The organism is Polaromonas sp. (genome assembly GCF_039932935.1).
GTDB lineage: Bacteria > Pseudomonadota > Gammaproteobacteria > Burkholderiales > Burkholderiaceae_C > Polaromonas.
Window position 1 is genome coordinate 168,048 of sequence record NZ_JBDTPB010000034.1, and the last position, 17,396, is coordinate 185,443.

Consider the following 17,396-nt stretch of genomic DNA (forward strand, 5'->3'; position numbering starts at 1 on the left):
ATAATATATATCGTTTTTCAAAGTCAATCAATCGCCCTAAAGTCCGGCTACCACGACTCAACGAGGCTTACGATGACCATGCAAAACGCAACCGCTTCCGCCAAAATCCTTCCGCCATTTCATCTGGCGTTCCCTGTTCATGACCTGGCCGTCGCGCGCCAGTTCTACGGTGAACTGCTGGGATGCTCCGAAGGCCGCAGCTCCAGCGAGTGGGTTGATTTCAACTTCTACGGCCACCAGATCGTGGCGCACCTGGCGCCGGACGAGTGCGGCCATCGCCAGACCAGCGCCGTTGACGGCCACAACGTCCCCGTTCGCCACTTCGGCGCGATCCTGTCTCTGCCCGAATGGGAAACCCTGGCAGCCCGGCTGAAGGCGGGCGGCACGAAGTTCGTCATCGAACCCTATGTCCGCTTTAAAGGCGAACCTGGCGAGCAGGCCACGATGTTTTTCCTTGACCCCTCCGGAAACGCCATCGAATTCAAGGCCTTTGCCACGCTTAACAACCTGTTTGCCAAGTAAGGGAAACATCATGATGAAATCCATTGCTTATTCGGGCATTTCTGCGGTGCTCACGTTGGCGGGCGCTACGACAGCCACAGCACAACAAATCGACACGCTCAAGAAGATCAAAGATACGGCAGCGATCACTATGGGTGTTCGGGAAGCCTCCGGTGCCATGTCGTATACGCTGGGCGCCGGTGAATACACGGGCTTTCATGTAGATATCTGCAAGCGGGTGATTGGGGACATTCAAAAGCAGCTAGGCCTGCCGAAACTTGAGGTCCGCTACCAGTCTGTGACCGCGCAGAACCGTATCCCGTTGGTCCAGAACGGAACGGTGGATCTGGAATGCGGAACAACCACTAACAACGCCGCGCGGCAGAAGGACGTTGCCTTTGCGCCGACTCTCTATATTGAAGAAGTTCGGGTCGCCACCAAAACCAGGACCGGGATTACCAATCTTTCCCAGCTTGCCAACAGGACTGTGTCCGCCACGTCCGGCGCGACCGCCGTCCAGCTCATCCGCAAGCACGAGCGCGCGGCGGGCGTCGACTTCAAGGAAGTCATTGGCAAGGACAACAGTGAAGGCTTCCTGCTTCTGGAAAATGACCGGGCTGAGGCATTCGTGGCGGACGGCCAAATCCTGGCCACGATGATTTCCCAGTCAAAACAACCGAAAAACTATGTGGTACTGAAGGAAGTCCTGAGCGTCGAGCCGATTGCGATCATGCTGCCCAAGGGTGATGTCCCCTTTAAACAGGCGGTGGACGCCAGCATTGCCAAAATGATGAAAAGCGGGGAAGTGGCAAAGCTCTATGACAAATGGTTTGTCCAGCCGATACCGCCGAATAACACGCGGGTAGGCATGCCCGCATCGGACCTGACCAAGGCGGCATGGGCCAACCTGAGCGACAAGCCACTGGAAGACTACGCCAAGAAGTAAGAAGGGGCCGGGGGAACGGCCTGCTCTGAAACGCGTCGAGCCCACCATGATCGGCAGCATGAAATGCACTGGGAAGAAATGACATGACACACTTCAAGGAAGTCGCCCTCTCACACGCCAGCCGCCTGATCAACCATGGGCCAACGGTTTTGGTGACGAGCGCGCACGGTACGGTGCGTAACGTGATGGCCGCCGCCTGGTCGATGCCCGTAGAATTCGCTCCGCCGCGCATTGCCATCGTGATCGACAAGAAAACCTACACGCGTGAACTCATCGCCGCCAGCGGTGGGTTCGGCATATGTCTTCCAGGCACAACCCTGGCCGGCTTGACACATGCGGCAGGGAGCGAATCGGGCCGTGCGGGCGACAAGTTTTCGCGGTATGGGTTGAAGGCCCGACCCGGGCCGGTGCTCGGCATGCCCTTGCTGGAGGAGGGCTGCGCGGCATGGCTGGAGTGCCGGTTAATTCGCGAGCCGCACACCGAGGACGCCTATGACACCTGCTTTGCCGAGGTGGTCGCGGCGGCTGCCGACGAGCGTGTGTTCCAGCAGGGGCACTGGCGTTTCGGCGATGACAATCTCGACCTGCAGACGATTCACCATCTGGGCGGTGGAAATTTCGTCAGGCCGAATGGCATGTTTATGTCCGAGGCAGTTTGATATCGCAGCTTCGCACCGCGCCAGGTCGTGAGCGTTCCAGGCCGCCTGGAATGCACCGGGTGCATCCTCGGGCCTGTTCATGGAGGTCGTGGGGGTTGTGGCCATAGCTGCCCATTGAAAGAGCGTCTAACCTAAGGCATACCCGAAAACTTGCAATTTAGTCTGGCGTTTTCGTTAATATGGGTCTGAAACTGGTTGACCTTGTCTTCACGGTCTCGCTGCTGCAGTCAGTGTAATTCGACGGCTTCGCGATACATTGAACATCCTGCAGTCACAGCATGAGCTTGATGCCGAATGCGGCCATCAGCACCGCACAGGCGCGGTCGATCGGCCGTCGTAGTGACATATAGCCTTCGATCACGCGCGGTGTCGAGAACAGGTACGCAGCCAGGCTGTACCAGAGCAGCGCATCAAAAAACACCAGTGCTACCGCTGCGGCGCGAAGCGCCCAGCCGGCGTCGGCCGGTACCAGCAACACGAAGATGCTTCCGAAGTAAGCCAGCGATTTCGGGTTCAGCAGGCTGGTGACAAAGCCGCGCAGCAGTGCCTTGTGCGCCGGCTGCGCCTGGCGCTCGGTCGTGTTTACCGTGGTTTTCGGCGCGGCGCGCGAGCGCCACAGGCGGGTCGCAAGGTACAGCAAGTAGGCTGCGCCGGCAACCCGAATCGCTGTTTGCAGTGACGGCAGAGCCTCGAAGATCGCCGTCAGCCCGGTGACTGCGATCAGGGCCCACATCGCACCTGCGGTGGCCAAGCCCGCGGCGATCAGCAGTGCGCCGCGCCGATCGCGTTCGGCGGCCGCATACACAACCAGAAGAATGTTCGGGCCGGGACTGATGATGGCGAGACTGTCGATCACAAACAGCGAGAGCAAGACGAGCGCGGTATCCATCGGTGCATCACCTTTTCGTTGAGTAGGGTCGGTACAGCACCGCTCATGGCATCAGCCGGTGCCCAGAGGCCGTCAACCACCGTCTTTGGTGGCGCGGGTGAATTGATCATCCCTTGCGAGGACAGCCCTGTGTTCGACAGACTTGTGTTGTTGTTCAGTTGTTGTTCATGTTCACACGACGAGGATGGCATGCCATGTGGTACCGTTCAAGAGCCACAATTTGGAAGTTCATAGGAGCCAGAACGAGCGTGGAGCTTCACATCGACATGCCGGCGGCCGGGTCGCGGAATCGTTTCGCCGCCTTGCACCGCCAGATTCGGGCGGCGATCATCGACGGGCGCCTGGCTGCGGGTGTGCGACTGCCCACCACACGCGCGCTCGCAGCGCTGCTCGGCGTATCGCGCAATACCGTGGTTGCCGCATACGAGCACCTCGCAAGCGAAGGCTACCTGCTATCGCGCCAGCGTGCGGGTACCTTCGTCGCGGCCACCAAGCCGCTGCGCAGCTCTGTCACGCCGTCAGCGCGCGCGCGTGGCCCATCGCCGGGCGATCTGCCCAACGCCTGGCGGCGCGTAACGCCGTGGGCTGCCGAGGCCACAGCGGCCGGACCGCGCTTTGACTTCAGGGTAGGCCTGCCAGATCACTCGCAGCTACCTTGGGACGTTTGGCGCCGCCTCTGCGCTCGCGCTCAACATGACTTCGCGCGCGCACCGAGGGCTTACACCGACCCTGCGGGCGACCCTCTGTTGCGGGAAGCGATCGCCGGTCATGTGTCCTTGTCGCGCGCGGTGGCATGCAGCGCCGACGATGTCGTCATCACGGCAGGCGCGCAGCATGCCTTCGCTTTGTTGGCTGAGTTGCTGGTCACGCCGCGCGCAACGGTGGTTGCCGTCGAGGATCCGGGCTATGCGCAGCTGCGCGCGGCCATGGCGTTTCGCGGCGCGCGCCTGCATCGGGTTCCGCTCGACAGTGAAGGTTTGCGTGTCGACCGTCTGCCGCCGCAGGCGAAGGTCATCTGCGTGACGCCGTCGCACCAGTTTCCGGTTGGCACCGCAATGTCATTGAACCGCCGTTCACAACTGCTCGAATTCGCACGGCGGCGCCAGGCCGTCGTGATCGAAGACGATTACGACGGCGAGTTCCGCTTCAGTGGCCATCCGCTCGATGCGCTTCATTCGCTTGACGATCACGGCCTTGTGTTTTACGTCGGCACTTTTTCGAAAGTGATGTTCCCCGCGCTGCGCGTCGGTTTCGTGGTGGCGCCAGCCTGGGCGCGAGAGCGGCTCGCTGCGGCACTGCACGTTACTCAGGGCGCTCCGCCCTTGCTGACTCAAATGGCGCTGTCTGCCTTCATCCGTGAAGGGCATCTCGCAAAGCACGTGCGGCGAATGCGGCGCGTCTATGCGGGCCGACGCGATACCCTGTTACAGGCGATTGAGCGGCATTCGCAAGGACTCCTCAAGCCGTTGCCGTCGGTGGCAGGGCTGCACATCAGCGCCATGCTGGCGCCGCAGCTGGACATGCATGACGTGGTGCGGGCGGCCGCGGCGGCGGGGGTTGCGGTTGACCTGCTGGACAGGTCCGGGCAGCGGCGGGCACAGTACAACGGCTTGACCTTTGGGCTGGGGTTGATCGGCGATGACGAGGTGACTGCAGGGGTGCGTTTGCTGGGGAAGGTATTGGCGAACCACCGGTGAGTGACCGGCACAAAAGGCAAAATACCAACCGAATCGCTGGTGACACAAGGTAAGGCGCCTGGACCCGTTTGACAGCGGATCGGTGAGCTCGCAAGCGATACATCCCATTAAATTCAAGGAGCTGTTCATGGCCAATCTTCGCCAAGCCTTGCTTCACATGCGCTCGGAGCGCTGGAATGAGGCACACGTCATCGTGCAAAGTGATGAGTCGTCGCTGGCCGCCTGGCTGCACGGCATTTTGCACATCCAGGAAGGCGACCTGGGAAACGCCGAGTACTGGTACGGCCAGGCCGGCCGGGATTTTGGCAGCCGCGGAACGATAGATGAGGAGCTGGAACGCTTCGAGGCCGAGTTGCCCCAGTAGGTGCAGCAGTGCACTGGAGGCGGATTCGCGCGCCACACGGATTACTTTTTTGCTGAAATAACGGGAGCGCGTTCTGTCGGTATTCACAAAGCCGGGCGAGAAGAAGTCTCAGGCGCCGCTGTGCCGGTCTCACGGTGCCGTTTTCGGACTAGGCGGGAAACTCGTTAAATTTTCGCAGGATGCTGTCGACCAAACGCTCTGGCATGAAGCGGCGCAGGGATCGCACCTGGTGCGACTGATTGCCTGCGGAATACCGCAGCTTCGGTTTCGAGGCCGTCGCCGCCTTGACCACTGTGTCGGCGACCACCTGTGGCGGATCACCTGCTTCGACCCACTTGCGCATCAGGCTTTCGCTGCGCGCCCGCTCTGCGGCATACGCTGGCAGCGGTTCGTCCGCACGCGTGAGGTTTTCTTCGAACGAGGTGCGTGTCACGCCGGGCTCTACAAGCACGGCGCGGATACCGAAGGCGCGTACCTCGTGGTCGAGCGATTCGGTATAGCTTTCGATGGCGTGTTTGGTCGAGGCATAAAAGGCGTTGTACGGCGAAGGGATCAGGCCCAGGATGGAGCTCATGTTGACGATCCGGCCGCTCTTTTGCTTGCGCATGATTGGCAACACGGCATTGACGACACGGGCTACGCCGAAGACATTGACGTCAAACAGACGCTGGGCTTGCGCGATGGAGGACTCCTCCGCACCGCCAAGGAGATGGCGCCCTTGCGTTACGACTTTCAGAAAGATCTGGAAGAGGGCTTGCTCATGCTGGCCAGCAAGTAAAGTGCGCCGGCGTGTGGCAGGCACCCTTGTGCCGACAGGGCCAAAATCTGGTTCGCGGTCGTCGCCCGCCGTGGCCCGTTGCCCTTGTATCTGAGGGCTTTGGCTTCAAACGTTTGGCATGCTTTCCTACCCGATCTGTCATTGGGTGCGCTGACAATTCCCAGCCATGCAGATCCGCCACCTTCGTGTTTCCCCCTGGCTGACAGGCCTTCTGACCTTCATCGCGGCGCTGGCCGCGTTCTTGCTGGCGCTTAATTTCTCGGTAGGCGAGAAAAAGGTGAGGCAGCAGCTGACCCGCCACTACAGCGTGGCCGACCCCCAGTTCCATCGCGCCATGGGCAGCCTGCTGGGCCCGGGCATTGTGGGCGGCAACCAGGCTGCGGAATTGCTCAATGGCGACCAGATCTTCCCGGCCATGCTGGGTGCGATCAGGTCTGCGACCCGAACCATCACCTTTGAGACCTATATCTACTGGTCGGGCGAGATCGGCAAGCAGTTTGCCGATGCCTTGTCCGAACGCTCGAGAGCCGGCGTCAAGGTCCATATCCTGGTGGACTGGGTGGGCAGCGCCAAGATGGACGAAGACCTGCTCAAGGAGATGGTGGATGCGGGTGTCGACATCCACAAGTTTCACAAGCCTGCCTGGTACAACTTTGCCAAACTGAACAACCGCACGCACCGCAAGCTGTTGGTGGTAGACGGCGCTGTCGGTTTCACCGGCGGCGTGGGCATTGCCCCCAAATGGACGGGCAACGGCCAGGACGCCGAACACTGGCGCGACTCGCACTACCGCGTGGAGGGGCCGGTGGTGGCGCAGATGCAGTCCACCTTTTTAGACAACTGGCTCAAGGTCAGCGGCCAGGTGTTGCATGGCGAGCCTTACTTTCCCGAGATCAAACCCGTCGGCAGTAGTCTGGCGCAGATGTTCTCCAGCTCTCCCACCAGCGGCAGCGAAAACGTGGAGCTGATGTATCACCTGGCCCTCACGGCGTCCGCCAAAACCATAGACCTTTCCATGGCTTACTTTGTGCCCGACGAGGTCAGCATCGATATCCTGCTTGCGGCCATGCGGCGCGGCGTGCGGCTTCGCCTCATCACGCCCGGAAAAATCATCGACACCGAGACGGTGCGCGCCGCGTCGCGGGCCACCTGGGGCAAGCTGCTGGAGGCTGGGGCCGAGATCTACGAATTCCAGCCCAGCATGTACCACTGCAAGGTCATGATCGTCGATGGCCTGATGGTCTCCGTTGGCTCCACCAACTTCGACAGCCGCTCCTTCAAGCTCAACGACGAAGCCAACCTCAATATTTACGACGCAGCCTTCGCGGCGCGCCAGACGCAGGTGTTCGAGCAAGACCTGCAAAAATCCCGCCGTGTCACTTTGCAAGACTGGAAAAACCGGCCGCTGAGCGAGAAGCTCAGTGAGAAGCTGGCATCGCTGCTGAATTCGCAACTCTGAACACGGGTGAAGGGCCGCCGCCGTTTGAAGAGACTGGCTGCAGCGGCTCAAAAAATTACAAAAAAAATGGCCTGTAGCCCAACAAAGACGCTGGGTGGCAGCTACAAATTTAATAGCGGCTGGCCACCCGCATAAAAACGCCGCTCTTAAAAGGTCAGGTCTTTTTCGATGTCCTGCATCTTGCGCCGGGCAATGGCCAGATTGGATTTCGCCTTGTCGAGCACGTAATAAATGAAAACGCCTTCCTTGCGCGACATGGGTCGCAGCAGGTGGTATTGCTTGCCCAGCGTGATGAGGATGTCTTCGATCACGTCATTGAGGCCGAGCGAGCGCATGGTCTTGATTTTGGCGCGCATGACTTCGGTGTTGCCGGCGGCAGCCACTTCCAGGTCCACGCCGGTGCCGGCGAAGCCCAGCATCATGCCGCTGGAGGAGTCGACGACCGCCGCGCATTGCGCTCCGTCCAGGGTGAGCAGTTCATCGAGAGATTGCTTGATGGTTGACATTTCTTTGGTTCCTTGCGCGCATGCCCTGCAATGGGACCTGGGGATGGCATGCGCGCCACCGTCCCCGCGTCCGTTGAAATCTATCGCTGGCCGACCGCCAGGCCGAGCTTTCCGACCTTGCGGAACCAGACGCCGAGGTCCAGTTCCATGCGTCTGGACAGCGTCGCCATCACAATGCCGTCGCCGCAAGGCATCAGGCTGAGGACGCCGTCCTGGTGGATCATTGAAATCGCCTGAAGCGGCCCGAGGCCGGAAAAGGGCGTGCCGTTGCGTGCGTACATGCGCCAGTAGTCGCTGGCCGCCTCGGCGATCGCATCGATATGCGGGTGCTTGCCGGCCGAGAGGTAGACCATGCCCGTGGCGTAGTCGACCAGGGCGCAGGCGATCACGCCCGGCGTTTCGGCCATGCTTGCCAGCTCAGCCTCGATGTGCCGGGTATTCACGCCGCCTCCAGCGCCTTGACGCACTCACCCGAGCGCCAGGCCACCTGGCCGAGGATGGCATGTTCGTTGGCGATGATGTTGATCACGAGTTCCACGTCTTTGCGATTCACCGCGCTCAGAAGCGCAAAGCCTGCATCGGTGTTGATGGTGACGCTGCGGCTTCGCCCCAGGCGGGCCTCTTGCGACACCACGGAGCCGATGGCCGAGATCGAACTGGCAAGCGCGGCCACCCGCACCGGGTCGATGTCCCGCGTCACCGCGCTCGCGATGTCAAAGCCGTCGGCGGTGGCGATCACCACGGCGACCACGCCCGCCACCTCTTCAAGTGTTTTGCGCGCCTGCGCTTCGGCCGCGCTGCGCAGCTGTTCGCTCACCATCGTCATGTTTCGCTCCCTGTCATTGAGGATTCCATCTGCGACAGCAGCGTGTCGATCAGCAGGGCCACGTCTTCACGCCGGCGAACGTCGACGGGCAGCACCGGCAGTACCAGCCCGTGCGCTTCGAGCCGTGCCGAAAAGGCATCCAGGTCCGGCTGCGTGTGGCTGTCCATTCTTCCGACGCCGACGGTGCACGGGATGTTTCGCAGCACCTCGGCAAAGCCGGTGAGATAAGCGTCCAGGTCTGCAAGCGGGTCGGGCCGGGAGTTGTCTACCAGGATGATGATGCCCAGCGCGTTTTGCGCCAGGATGCGCCACATGAAATCAAAGCGAGCCTGGCCGGGGGTGCCAAAAAGGCGGAGCCTGTCGCCGGTGTCCAGCGTCAGCTGGCCGAAGTCCAGGCCCACCGTGGTTTTTGCTTTTGAGAGAGAGGCGTCGTTGTTGGCCACGTCGGTGACCACCGGCGGCGTCTCGCTGATGGCGGCAATAGCCGTGGTCTTGCCCGCACCCATGGTGCCGGTGAAAACGATTTTGTATTCCCTCATTCGGCGCTCCGGCTATTCCAGCTCAAGCCCAGGCGGCGGCGGATGCTGCTCAGCAAGCCGGGCGCTGCGAGGCCCTGGCTTGCGCTTGCGGGGGCGTGAATGACGGGCGCCGCCGGCAGCGGATGTTCGTGTATTTCCCAATTGAGCAGGTTGTGCCGGTCAAGCTCCTGCATGAATGCGCCGCACGCCGATTCCGGGTAACCCGCCATCGCGCTCAGCTCATGCGCCGAGCGGGACCGCCGCGACAGCAGCGTCGCCAGCTGGATGCGTTCGCGGCTGGTGCCCATTAGCTGCGCGGGCGGCCAGCGTTTGAGGCGCCCGCGCCGTACGGCTGGTGGCGCCGGCACGTCACTCTGGCGTTCGTGGCTGGCATCAACCTTGACGACAGGTCCGACCCGGCCGAGCAGGGCGACAAAATCTTCGGCCCGGAAAGGCCGCTCCAGGCATTCACTGCCCTGGTTTTCACCGCGCCGCACGATGGGCACGACGACCTGGGCTCTCGCGCCAGCCGGCGCAAGGCCCGGCGCGGCGGTATTCGCCGTCAGCAGAACGTCACATGGGCCTTTCTCACTCAAGGACCAGTCAACAGCCAGTTGCGTGCTGAGCTTCAAAATGGTCCGCAGCAAGCTGACCTCTGCAGCGGACAAACCCTCGACACCGATGATCATGAAATGATTTCTTTATGGTTATTTATGAAGCCGGTATCGTGGAAATGTAGTATTTATACTTACCAATTTGAATATAAGCGAATTCTGATTTAGTGCGGCAGAAATTAGTAAGCAGGCTCATGATTTATGGGAAATTAATCACGGAAAAGCTCCTTCAGCCCGGATCTGGCGGCTGATGCGTTGAAAGGGGGAAGGGAGAAGGGAGAGGTCATGCCGCCGCGCCGGCGTGGCATGACCATGGCGAGGGTGAGATGAAGGTGACATGGCGTCGTTGGACAAGGACGGCAAAAATTAAAAGCCAAATCGGGCTGCAGCCCAATCGAAATGCGCGCCAACGGCTACTAAATTGATAGCGTTCGAGCGCGTGACAAGCGTCACGCCAAGGCGCCGCGTCAACCGGCGCCAGGCCAGTCTTTCACGGCGGCAAACGATTGAGGGCCTGCTCAGGAAGCAGCGCGTCTCAAACGTCGTACTTCAAAACCGCCGTATTTCAAACGCTGTAGTTCGCAAGCCCCTTGGGGCATCACTGCAGGCCCAAGCCCAGGCCCAGGCCCGGCCGCTGCGGCGGCCGCGCGTTGCCTTGCTTGATCACCATGGGTTCCCGCAGGATGGCATCGGTCCAGCTCACGTACTCCAGGGTGGACCGGCAGGCCTGCACAGCAACTTGTCCAGCTGTCAGCGTGACGGGGCAGCCCCGCACGCGCGCGCCCGGTTGCGCGGCGGCGCGTACCGATTTCTCACTTGTGAGCGACAAGGCTGGACAACTCCGCCACGCCGACAGGCGGGCGGGTCAGCCAGGGCAAGATGAAAATCCGTTTCGCCAGCCCGCCGGACATGCGCCCCATCTGTGCGCGCTCACCGGCAAGCCGCGCCGCCAGCAGGGGGTCTGTGGTGCCCGCCGCCAAAACGCTTTTGTTGAGCACCCACGCATAGGGCTCGATGCTGGCGCGGCGCAGGTCGTCTTGCAGGGCAGCGGCCTGCGACACCGGGGTTACCTCCGGCAGGGTCACCAGGATGATTTTTGTGTATGCCGCATCCTGCAGCCTCATCAATGGCGTGATCACGCGCGCCGCGCCTTGCCCTTCATACTCCCGCATCATCTGCCGGTGGTAGGCGCCGGTGGCGTCCATCAGCAGCAGGGAATGCCCGGTCGGTGCAGTGTCCAGCACCACAAAGGCACTGCGCCCTTCGCTGACAATGCGCGAGAAGGCGTGAAACACGGCCACTTCCTCGGTGCAGGGCGACTGCAGGTCCTCCAGCAACAGGGCCTGCTCCTGCGCGTCCAGGCCGGGCGACCTGGCCGCCATGATCTTGTCGATGTAGCGCTGCGTCTCTACTTTCGGGTCGATGCGGTCCACCTTCAGGCCCGGTACCTCACCCTCGATGGTGCCGGCAAGGTGCGCGGCAGGGTCGGTGGTGCTTAGATGCACGGTTTTTCCGCGCTGCACCAGCCCAAGGGCCAGCGCGGCGGCGACTGTCGTTTTGCCGACGCCGCCCTTGCCCATGACCATGATCAGCCCGTGCCCGGTTGCGGACAATTCGTCGGCCAGCGCGTCCAGGCCCTGAAACCTGCCGGTGCGTTCTGCTGGCGCCTTCACCGCCTCCGCCGCCTCCGTGCGGCCGGGGCCAGAAAAAAGCAGCGCGCGCAGGGCTGGCAAACCCACGGTGTCGAACACCCGCAGCGGCACCTTGTCTTGCGGCAGTGCGCGCAGCGAAGGGGGCATGTCTGCCAGGGCCTGCTGCCCCAGCGCTTCAATGGCAGCCGCCACCGCATCGGCGGCATCGCTGGCGCGAAACTCGCCATTGACTACCAGGCGCTGGTTGTTCAAGCCCAGGGTGCGCAGCTCGTCCGACGTGCGCGCTGCTTCGGCTATCGCGCCCCTGTCCGGCCGGGTGACCAGAATCACGGTGGTTTTTCCCGGGTCGCCCAAGGCCTGCAGCGCCGCCTTGAAGCGCTCCTCCTGCATCTTCAGGCCTGAGTGCGGGCCCAGACAGGATGCGCCGCGGTCATTGCCGTCCAGAAACCCGCTCCAGGCCTTGGGCAGGCTGAGCAGGCGCAAGGTGTGCCCCGTCGGCGCAGTGTCAAAAACGATATGGTCGAAGTGTTCGGCATCGCCGGCCAGGAGGGACGCGAATTCATCGAAGGACGCGATTTCAGTGGTGCAGGCGCCTGACAACTGTTCGCGCACCGTTGAAAGTTCCGCCTCGCTGGCGCCCTTGTCCATCTGGGCCAGCACCCGCTGCCGGTAGGATTCGGCTGCCGTGTCCGGGTCGATGTTCAACACCGACAGCCCGGGCGCCCCGGGCACCGCTGTCGGGATGTTGCGAAGCTCGATGCCCAGCATTTCATCAAGATTCGATGCCGCGTCGGTGCTGACCAGCAGGACTTTTTTGCCGGCGTCTGCCAGCGCCAGCGCCGTGGCGGTGGACAGCGACGTCTTGCCGACCCCACCCTTGCCCGTAAAGAAAAGATGCCGTGTCGGCTGATTGAGAAAACCCATGGCCTGCGGCAGCAGCCAGCGCTGCACCTCTTCATGCGCGGGAATGCCGCCGCTGTGCACGATGCCGCCGTTGATCATGACGGCGGGGGTGGAGGCGGCCCCAAGGCGCCGGATCTCGTCCGGGTTCTCGATCCTGGTGATCTCAACCTCCACGTTGCCGGCCAGGGCCATTCTTTCGATCATGGCGATGACACTGCGGCACTTGCTGCAGCCGGTTCCCAGAACTTTGATTTGCATGGGCGAAACTTTCATGTGCTTGTTCCGGTGAAGGTTTGCCGCTGCGGCAGACGAAATAAAGAAGATCGTGGTGCAGGTGCTTTCAAAAAGCAAAAGCAGGGGGAAAGCAACAGCCAGGTCAATGCAACACCGTTGCCGCTGCGCTTCCAATGGAATTTTCGGTTGGCAGAGGTGGCGAAGCTTGTTTTACATCAAGGGCACGCCGAAAACCCGAAGCACGACACACAACAATGTCTGTGTATCAAATCAAGCTTCTGCCCAATAGATACGCGCGCAAGCAGCTACTAAATTGGTAGCAACCCGGGCCTGCCCCTGAACCGTCAGACGACAGCCGGCAAACTGTCCAGCAGCTTGTCCAGAGTGATCGGGTAGTCCCGTACCCGAGCGCCGGTAGCGTTGTAGACCGCATTCGCCACGGCGGCGCCTACGCCGCAAATGCCCAGTTCACCGACGCCCTTGGCCTTCATCGGCGATGAGGTCGGGTCGGTCTCTTCCAGAAAGATCACGTCCTGGTGCGGAATGTCGGCATGCACCGGCACCTCGTAGCTTGCCAGGTCGTGGTTCACGAAAAAGCCGTAGCGTTTGTCGACGGCGAGTTCTTCCATCAACGCTGCGCCTACGCCCATCGTCATTGCGCCAATCACCTGGCTGCGTGCGCTCTTGGGGTTCAGGATGCGTCCGGCGGCGCAAACGGCCAGCATGCGCCGCACGCGGATCTCGCCGGTGTAGACGTCCACGCCCACTTCCACAAAGTGCGCGCCGAAAGTCGACTGCTGAAACTTCTTGGACAGGTCGCCGAACTCGATGGTGTCTTCGGCCACCAGGCCGTTCGTGCCGGCAGCCTCGGCCAGCGGCACGGTGCGGCTGCCTGCGTTGACCATGCTGTCGGCGAAGGTGACGTCGCCCTGCGTCATACCCAGTTGTTTGGCGACGGCTTCACGCAGTTTCATGCAGGCTGCATACACGCCTGACGTAGAACTGTTGGCGCCCCACTGGCCGCCAGAGCCGGCGGACACGGGAAACGCGGAATCGCCCAGCCGCACAGACACCTTTTGCAGCGGCACGCCCATGACTTCGGCGGCGGTTTGTGCAATGACGGTGTAGGTGCCGGTGCCGATGTCGGTCATGTCGGTTTCCACCGTGACAAGGCCGGTGTTGTCCAGCCGCACGCGTGCACCAGACTTCATCGTCAGGTTGTTGCGAAAGGCCGCCGCCACGCCCAGGCCCACCAGCCAGCGCCCTTCACGCAGCTGCCCGGGTTTGGCCACTCGCCGGTTCCAGCCGAAGGTCTGCGCGCCGGTCCTCAGGCATTCAATCAGCTGGCGCTGTGAGTAAGCGCGCTCGGGCTTCTCAGGGTCCACCTGCGTGTCGTTCAGCACGCGGAACTCCACTGGGTCCAGCCCCAGCTTTTCCGCCATTTCGTCCATCGCGATTTCGAGCGCCATCAGGCCGGGCGCTTCGCCCGGTGCGCGCATCGCATTGCCCTCGGGTAAATCGAGCACGGCCAGCCGCGTGGTGGTCAGGCGGTTGGCGCCGGCGTACAGCAGGCGGGTCTGGTTGACTGCGGTTTCGGGTCCGCCCCCGGGCAGGTCGCCGGACCAGCCCTCATGGGCGATGGCGGTGAGCTTGCCGTCACGGCCGGCACCCAGGCGAATGCGCTGGATGGTGGCCGGCCGGTGGGTGGTGTTGTTCATTATCAACGGCCGTTGCAAGGCCACCTTGACCGGGCGCCGCGCCGCCCGCGCGCCCAGCGCGGCAAGCAGTGCATCGGCACGCACGAAGAGCTTGCCGCCGAAGCCGCCGCCGATAAAGGGCGAGACCAGCCTCACGTCTTCTTTCGCAATGCCCAGCGTCTTGGCCATGTCGCCCACGCTCCAGTCGATCATCTGGTTGGCCGTCCACACCGTGAGCTTGTTGCCTTCCCAGGTGGCTATGGATGCGTGCGGCTCCATCATCGCGTGGGACTGGTCGGGTGTGGTGTAGGTCGCGTCCAGCTGGATGGGCGCCGCAGCGAATGCGCCCGCGAAATCGCCCACCCTGGTCTCGGGCTGCCCGGAAAAATCCGACTCCCTGGCCAGCGGTGCGCCGTCTTTTTCGGCGGCCAGGCTGAACTTGCCCGGCGTGCTTTCATATTCGATGTGCACCAGCTGCGCCGCGGCGCGTGCCTGCTCAAACGTGTTGGCCACCACCAGCGCCACGGCCTGGTGGTAGTGGTCAATCTCCGGCCCGCCGAGGAGCTTGGCCGTATTCATGTTGCCTTTGGCCAGCTTGCCCGCGTTCTCGGCTGTCACGATGGCCAGCACGCCCGGTGAGGCGTTGGCCGCGCGCACATCCATGGAGGCGATGCGCCCCTTGGCGATGCCCGCGCCGACGACGTAGCCATACGCCGCATCGGGTGCAACATCGTGGCGCTCGTAGGCATAGGGTGCGGTGCCGGTGGTTTTCAGCGGGCCGTCAATGCGGTCGGTGGGCTTGCCGATGACCTTGAGCTGGTCAATCGGGTTGGTGGTGGCGGGGGAGTCGAACTTCACGATCAGGTCCTCGCTTGAGCCAGTACGGCGGCGAGGGTTCGCTCCACCAGCGGCAATTTGAAGGCGTTGTCATGGCTCGGCTGCGCGCCGCCCAGCAGGCCGGCCATGACAGCGCGCGCGCCCTGTGGCATGGCGGCCTCAGCGGCCTCCACGCGCCAGGGCTTGTGGGCCACGCCACCCAGCGCGACTCTGCCGGATCCGTCGCGCTGCACGATGGCGGCGACAGACACCAGCGCGAACGCGTACGAGGCGCGGTCACGCACCTTACGGTAAATGTGGGTGCCCCCCACTGGGCGCGGCAGCGTCACGGCGGTGATCAGTTCGCCCGGCTCCAGGGCGGTCTCGATGTGCGGGGTGTTGCCTGGCAGGCGATGAAAGTCCGCAATCGGGATGACGCGCGCACGCCCGTCGGGCCGCACGGTTTCCACCGCCGCGTCAAGCACGCGCATGGCGACCGCCATGTCGCTCGGGTGCGTGGCGATGCAGGCGGTGCTGGTGCCGATGATGCCGTGCTGGCGGTTCACGCCGCCGATGGCGCTGCAGCCGCTGCCCGGCTGGCGCTTGTTGCAGGGCTGGGCGGTGTCATAAAAATACGGGCAGCGCGTACGCTGCAGCAGGTTGCCGGCGGTGGTCGCCTTGTTGCGCAACTGGCCCGAGGCACCGGCAAGCAGCGCCCGCGACAGCACACCGTAGTCGCGACGCACACGGTCGTCGGCGGCAAGCGCGGTGTTGCGCACCAGGGCGCCCACGCGCAGGCCGCCGTCGGGCGTTGCCTCGATCTTGTCCAGCGCCAGGCCGTTGACGTCGACGAGATGCGCAGGCGCCTCGATCTGCAGTTTCATCAGGTCCAGCAGGTTGGTGCCGCCGGCGATGAACTTTGCGGACGGGTTGCGCGCCACCGCTGCAGCGGCCTGTGCCGGCGAGCTGGCACGTTCGTAGGTGAAGGGTTTCATGTCGATGACCCCGCCACTTCGGTAATGGCTTCGACGATGTTCGAATAGGCGCCACAGCGGCAGAGGTTGCCGCTCATGCGCTCGCGAAGCTCCTCGGGTGAGAGCAACGGCCGCGCGGTGAGGTTCGCACTGACGTGGCTCGGAATGCCGCGCCGGAGTTCGTCGAGCGCGCCGACGGCAGAGCAGATCTGGCCCGGCGTGCAGTACCCGCACTGGTAGCCGTCGTGCTTGACGAAGGCGGTTTGCATGGGGTGCATGCGCTGCAACGTCCCCAGGCCCTCGACAGTGGTCACCTTGCTGCCGTCGTGCATGACGGCCAGTGTCAGGCATGAATTGATGCGCTGGCCGTCGAGCAGCACAGTGCAGGCGCCGCACTGGCCATGGTCGCAGCCCTTTTTGGTGCCGGTGAGGTGCAGATGCTCACGCAAGGCGTCGAGCAGCGTCGTGCGCGTGTCCAGCTCCAGGATGTGCGGCGTGCCGTTGACTTCAATCGTCACGCGGGCCTGCGGCGCAGAGCCCGGCGCTGCGGAAGGAGAGGCCGCTGCGGCGTCTAAAGACAGTGTGGAGGTGGCCGCTGACGCGGCGCCGGCGATCAAAACTCCCCGCCGTGACATTGTGAGTGCATCTGTGGGCGCATTGGGGCATTCCATGGCTGCTGCCTTGTGTGAAGGAGTGGCAAAGTAGCGAGGCGCTGTAAAAAAAGAGCATCTCGGCACCGAGCCGCTTGCGCTGTAGGAGGTTGGCCCGGCGGGGAGTCAGTTGGAGCCACTACGCTCCCCTGCGGGTCTGTATGCCTGCGCGCCGGTGAAGGATACCAAAGGCTGGCAAAACCTGCGCGCGGCATTCGCCGCGCACCGTTTGTCCTTCAGCCTGTCCTTAAGCCTATCCTCTAGCCGGCCTTCGTGTCCCGCAGCGTCTCGACCAGCGCGCGCAGGCCTGCGGTGTAAGAGCGCCAGCCCAGGCCCTGCACCGTGCCCTTGACCGCTGGCGAGATGATGGAGTGGCTGCGCCAGGCTTCGCGCGCGGCGATGTTGCTCATGTGAATTTCGAGCACCGGGAAGGGCATGGCCTTGATCGCATCATGCAGCGGCACGCCGTGTTGCGTGAGTCCGGCCGGTTTCAGCAACGCGCCCTGGGCGGAGTCGATGTTCTCGTGGAACTTGTCGATCAGCGCGCCTTCGTGGTTGGACTGGAAGATCTCCAGTTCCACGTCCAGCTCTTTGGCCGGGGTTTGCAGGCTGGCATTGATTTCAGCGAGCGTCGTCGTGCCGTAGATATGCGGCTCACGGCGACCGAACAGGTTCAGGTTGGGTCCGTGCAGGACAAGAATTTTCATGGCTTG

At 62.8% G+C, this 17,396-nt stretch carries 21 protein-coding genes; 8 read left to right on the forward strand and 13 right to left on the reverse strand.

The genetic code is table 11. The features are described 5' to 3' along the window. Nucleotides 1-72 precede the first annotated feature (72 nt). The 3 genes from ABI546_RS05395 to ABI546_RS05405 all read left to right on the forward strand — a co-directional run bounded on the left by ABI546_RS05395 (nt 73) and on the right by ABI546_RS05405 (nt 2,106). Entirely contained in the window at nt 73-522 is a 450-nt protein-coding gene (locus ABI546_RS05395) for a VOC family protein (protein ID WP_348044853.1), read from the forward strand. Nucleotides 523-535: 13 nt separating this feature from the next. After that, nucleotides 536-1,447 carry an amino acid ABC transporter substrate-binding protein gene (locus ABI546_RS05400; RefSeq protein WP_348044996.1) on the forward strand — a complete coding sequence of 304 codons (912 nt, stop codon included), beginning with the start codon at nt 536-538 and terminating at the stop codon, nt 1,445-1,447. An 83-nt stretch (nt 1,448-1,530) separates the two neighbouring features. After that, a complete protein-coding gene (locus ABI546_RS05405; protein WP_348044855.1) occupies nt 1,531-2,106 on the forward strand; it encodes a flavin reductase family protein in 576 nt (191 codons plus the stop codon). A gap of 271 nt (nt 2,107-2,377) precedes the next feature. On the opposite strand, the gene ABI546_RS05410 is transcribed toward ABI546_RS05405, so the two are convergent. Further along, on the reverse strand, nt 2,378-2,995 hold the full coding sequence (locus tag ABI546_RS05410) for a LysE family transporter (RefSeq protein WP_348044857.1): 618 nt from the start codon (nt 2,993-2,995) through the stop codon (nt 2,378-2,380). A gap of 248 nt (nt 2,996-3,243) precedes the next feature. Between ABI546_RS05410 and ABI546_RS05415 the strand changes: the two genes are divergently transcribed. Both ABI546_RS05415 and ABI546_RS05420 read left to right on the forward strand, forming a co-directional pair. After that, a complete protein-coding gene (locus ABI546_RS05415) occupies nt 3,244-4,692 on the forward strand; it encodes a PLP-dependent aminotransferase family protein (RefSeq protein ID WP_348044859.1) in 1,449 nt (482 codons plus the stop codon). A gap of 127 nt (nt 4,693-4,819) precedes the next feature. After that, entirely contained in the window at nt 4,820-5,056 is a 237-nt protein-coding gene (locus ABI546_RS05420) for a hypothetical protein (RefSeq protein ID WP_348044861.1), read from the forward strand. Nucleotides 5,057-5,204: 148 nt separating this feature from the next. Here the strand turns inward: ABI546_RS05420 and ABI546_RS05425 are convergent, their stop codons facing one another. Beyond that, entirely contained in the window at nt 5,205-5,738 is a 534-nt protein-coding gene (locus tag ABI546_RS05425; protein WP_348044998.1) for an SDR family NAD(P)-dependent oxidoreductase, read from the reverse strand. On the opposite strand from ABI546_RS05425, the gene ABI546_RS05430 reads away from it, so the two are divergent. Both ABI546_RS05430 and ABI546_RS05435 read left to right on the forward strand, forming a co-directional pair. Continuing rightward, the gene (locus ABI546_RS05430) at nt 5,652-5,834 is read left to right on the forward strand and encodes a hypothetical protein (RefSeq protein ID WP_348045000.1); all 183 of its coding nucleotides are present in this window, start codon (nt 5,652-5,654) and stop codon (nt 5,832-5,834) included. The genes ABI546_RS05425 and ABI546_RS05430 overlap by 87 nt on opposite strands. Before the next feature lie 166 nt (nt 5,835-6,000). Beyond that, nucleotides 6,001-7,293, forward strand: a complete 1,293-nt coding sequence (locus ABI546_RS05435) for a phospholipase D-like domain-containing protein (protein WP_348044863.1) — start codon at nt 6,001-6,003, stop codon at nt 7,291-7,293. Nucleotides 7,294-7,439: 146 nt separating this feature from the next. Here the strand turns inward: ABI546_RS05435 and ABI546_RS05440 are convergent, their stop codons facing one another. The 7 genes from ABI546_RS05440 to arsA all read right to left on the reverse strand — a co-directional run bounded on the left by ABI546_RS05440 (nt 7,440) and on the right by arsA (nt 12,570). Continuing rightward, the gene (locus ABI546_RS05440; RefSeq protein WP_348044865.1) at nt 7,440-7,799 is read right to left on the reverse strand and encodes a hypothetical protein; all 360 of its coding nucleotides are present in this window, start codon (nt 7,797-7,799) and stop codon (nt 7,440-7,442) included. An 80-nt stretch (nt 7,800-7,879) separates the two neighbouring features. Further along, a complete protein-coding gene (locus ABI546_RS05445; RefSeq protein ID WP_348044867.1) occupies nt 7,880-8,242 on the reverse strand; it encodes a hypothetical protein in 363 nt (120 codons plus the stop codon). After that, entirely contained in the window at nt 8,239-8,625 is a 387-nt protein-coding gene (locus tag ABI546_RS05450) for a roadblock/LC7 domain-containing protein (RefSeq protein WP_348044869.1), read from the reverse strand. The genes ABI546_RS05445 and ABI546_RS05450 overlap by 4 nt, the downstream gene beginning before the upstream one ends. Further along, nucleotides 8,622-9,164 carry an ATP/GTP-binding protein gene (locus ABI546_RS05455; protein WP_348044871.1) on the reverse strand — a complete coding sequence of 181 codons (543 nt, stop codon included), beginning with the start codon at nt 9,162-9,164 and terminating at the stop codon, nt 8,622-8,624. The genes ABI546_RS05450 and ABI546_RS05455 overlap by 4 nt, the downstream gene beginning before the upstream one ends. Next, nucleotides 9,161-9,832 carry a hypothetical protein gene (locus ABI546_RS05460; protein ID WP_348044873.1) on the reverse strand — a complete coding sequence of 224 codons (672 nt, stop codon included), beginning with the start codon at nt 9,830-9,832 and terminating at the stop codon, nt 9,161-9,163. Before ABI546_RS05460 ends, ABI546_RS05455 begins: the two co-directional genes overlap by 4 nt. Before the next feature lie 523 nt (nt 9,833-10,355). After that, nucleotides 10,356-10,586 carry a hypothetical protein gene (locus tag ABI546_RS05465; protein WP_348044875.1) on the reverse strand — a complete coding sequence of 77 codons (231 nt, stop codon included), beginning with the start codon at nt 10,584-10,586 and terminating at the stop codon, nt 10,356-10,358. Then, a complete protein-coding gene (gene arsA / locus ABI546_RS05470; RefSeq protein ID WP_348044877.1) occupies nt 10,570-12,570 on the reverse strand; it encodes an arsenical pump-driving ATPase in 2,001 nt (666 codons plus the stop codon). The genes ABI546_RS05465 and arsA overlap by 17 nt, the downstream gene beginning before the upstream one ends. A 15-nt stretch (nt 12,571-12,585) precedes the next feature. Between arsA and ABI546_RS05475 the strand changes: the two genes are divergently transcribed. Then, a complete protein-coding gene (locus ABI546_RS05475) occupies nt 12,586-12,858 on the forward strand; it encodes a hypothetical protein (RefSeq protein ID WP_348044879.1) in 273 nt (90 codons plus the stop codon). 32 nt (nt 12,859-12,890) lie between these two features. Here the strand turns inward: ABI546_RS05475 and paoC are convergent, their stop codons facing one another. The 4 genes from paoC to ABI546_RS05495 form a co-directional block, all read right to left on the reverse strand. Beyond that, nucleotides 12,891-15,101 carry an aldehyde oxidoreductase molybdenum-binding subunit PaoC gene (gene paoC, locus ABI546_RS05480; protein WP_348044881.1) on the reverse strand — a complete coding sequence of 737 codons (2,211 nt, stop codon included), beginning with the start codon at nt 15,099-15,101 and terminating at the stop codon, nt 12,891-12,893. 2 nt (nt 15,102-15,103) lie between these two features. Then, on the reverse strand, nt 15,104-16,054 hold the full coding sequence (locus tag ABI546_RS05485) for a xanthine dehydrogenase family protein subunit M (RefSeq protein ID WP_348044883.1): 951 nt from the start codon (nt 16,052-16,054) through the stop codon (nt 15,104-15,106). Continuing rightward, on the reverse strand, nt 16,051-16,704 hold the full coding sequence (paoA, locus tag ABI546_RS05490) for an aldehyde dehydrogenase iron-sulfur subunit PaoA (RefSeq protein WP_348044885.1): 654 nt from the start codon (nt 16,702-16,704) through the stop codon (nt 16,051-16,053). Before paoA ends, ABI546_RS05485 begins: the two co-directional genes overlap by 4 nt. A gap of 239 nt (nt 16,705-16,943) precedes the next feature. After that, nucleotides 16,944-17,390: a type II 3-dehydroquinate dehydratase gene (locus tag ABI546_RS05495; RefSeq protein ID WP_348044887.1), complete on the reverse strand. Its 447-nt coding sequence runs from the start codon at nt 17,388-17,390 to the stop codon at nt 16,944-16,946. Nucleotides 17,391-17,396 lie beyond the last annotated feature (6 nt).

What these genes read in the sequence shown, in the direction of transcription:
- ABI546_RS05435 (WP_348044863.1), top strand. Translation starts at nt 6,001, where the DNA reads ATGCAGATCCGCCACCTTCGTGTTTCCCCCTGGCTGACAGGCCTTCTG.
- ABI546_RS05485 (WP_348044883.1), bottom strand. Translation starts at nt 16,054, where the DNA reads ATGAAACCCTTCACCTACGAACGTGCCAGCTCGCCGGCACAGGCCGCT.
- arsA (WP_348044877.1), bottom strand. Translation starts at nt 12,570, where the DNA reads ATGCAAATCAAAGTTCTGGGAACCGGCTGCAGCAAGTGCCGCAGTGTC.
- ABI546_RS05450 (WP_348044869.1), bottom strand. Translation starts at nt 8,625, where the DNA reads ATGACGATGGTGAGCGAACAGCTGCGCAGCGCGGCCGAAGCGCAGGCG.
- ABI546_RS05410 (WP_348044857.1), bottom strand. Translation starts at nt 2,995, where the DNA reads ATGGATACCGCGCTCGTCTTGCTCTCGCTGTTTGTGATCGACAGTCTC.
- ABI546_RS05495 (WP_348044887.1), bottom strand. Translation starts at nt 17,390, where the DNA reads ATGAAAATTCTTGTCCTGCACGGACCCAACCTGAACCTGTTCGGTCGC.
- ABI546_RS05405 (WP_348044855.1), top strand. Translation starts at nt 1,531, where the DNA reads ATGACACACTTCAAGGAAGTCGCCCTCTCACACGCCAGCCGCCTGATC.
- paoA (WP_348044885.1), bottom strand. Translation starts at nt 16,704, where the DNA reads ATGGAATGCCCCAATGCGCCCACAGATGCACTCACAATGTCACGGCGG.
- ABI546_RS05400 (WP_348044996.1), top strand. Translation starts at nt 536, where the DNA reads ATGAAATCCATTGCTTATTCGGGCATTTCTGCGGTGCTCACGTTGGCG.
- ABI546_RS05455 (WP_348044871.1), bottom strand. Translation starts at nt 9,164, where the DNA reads ATGAGGGAATACAAAATCGTTTTCACCGGCACCATGGGTGCGGGCAAG.
- ABI546_RS05420 (WP_348044861.1), top strand. Translation starts at nt 4,820, where the DNA reads ATGGCCAATCTTCGCCAAGCCTTGCTTCACATGCGCTCGGAGCGCTGG.
- ABI546_RS05440 (WP_348044865.1), bottom strand. Translation starts at nt 7,799, where the DNA reads ATGTCAACCATCAAGCAATCTCTCGATGAACTGCTCACCCTGGACGGA.
- ABI546_RS05395 (WP_348044853.1), top strand. Translation starts at nt 73, where the DNA reads ATGACCATGCAAAACGCAACCGCTTCCGCCAAAATCCTTCCGCCATTT.
- ABI546_RS05460 (WP_348044873.1), bottom strand. Translation starts at nt 9,832, where the DNA reads ATGATCATCGGTGTCGAGGGTTTGTCCGCTGCAGAGGTCAGCTTGCTG.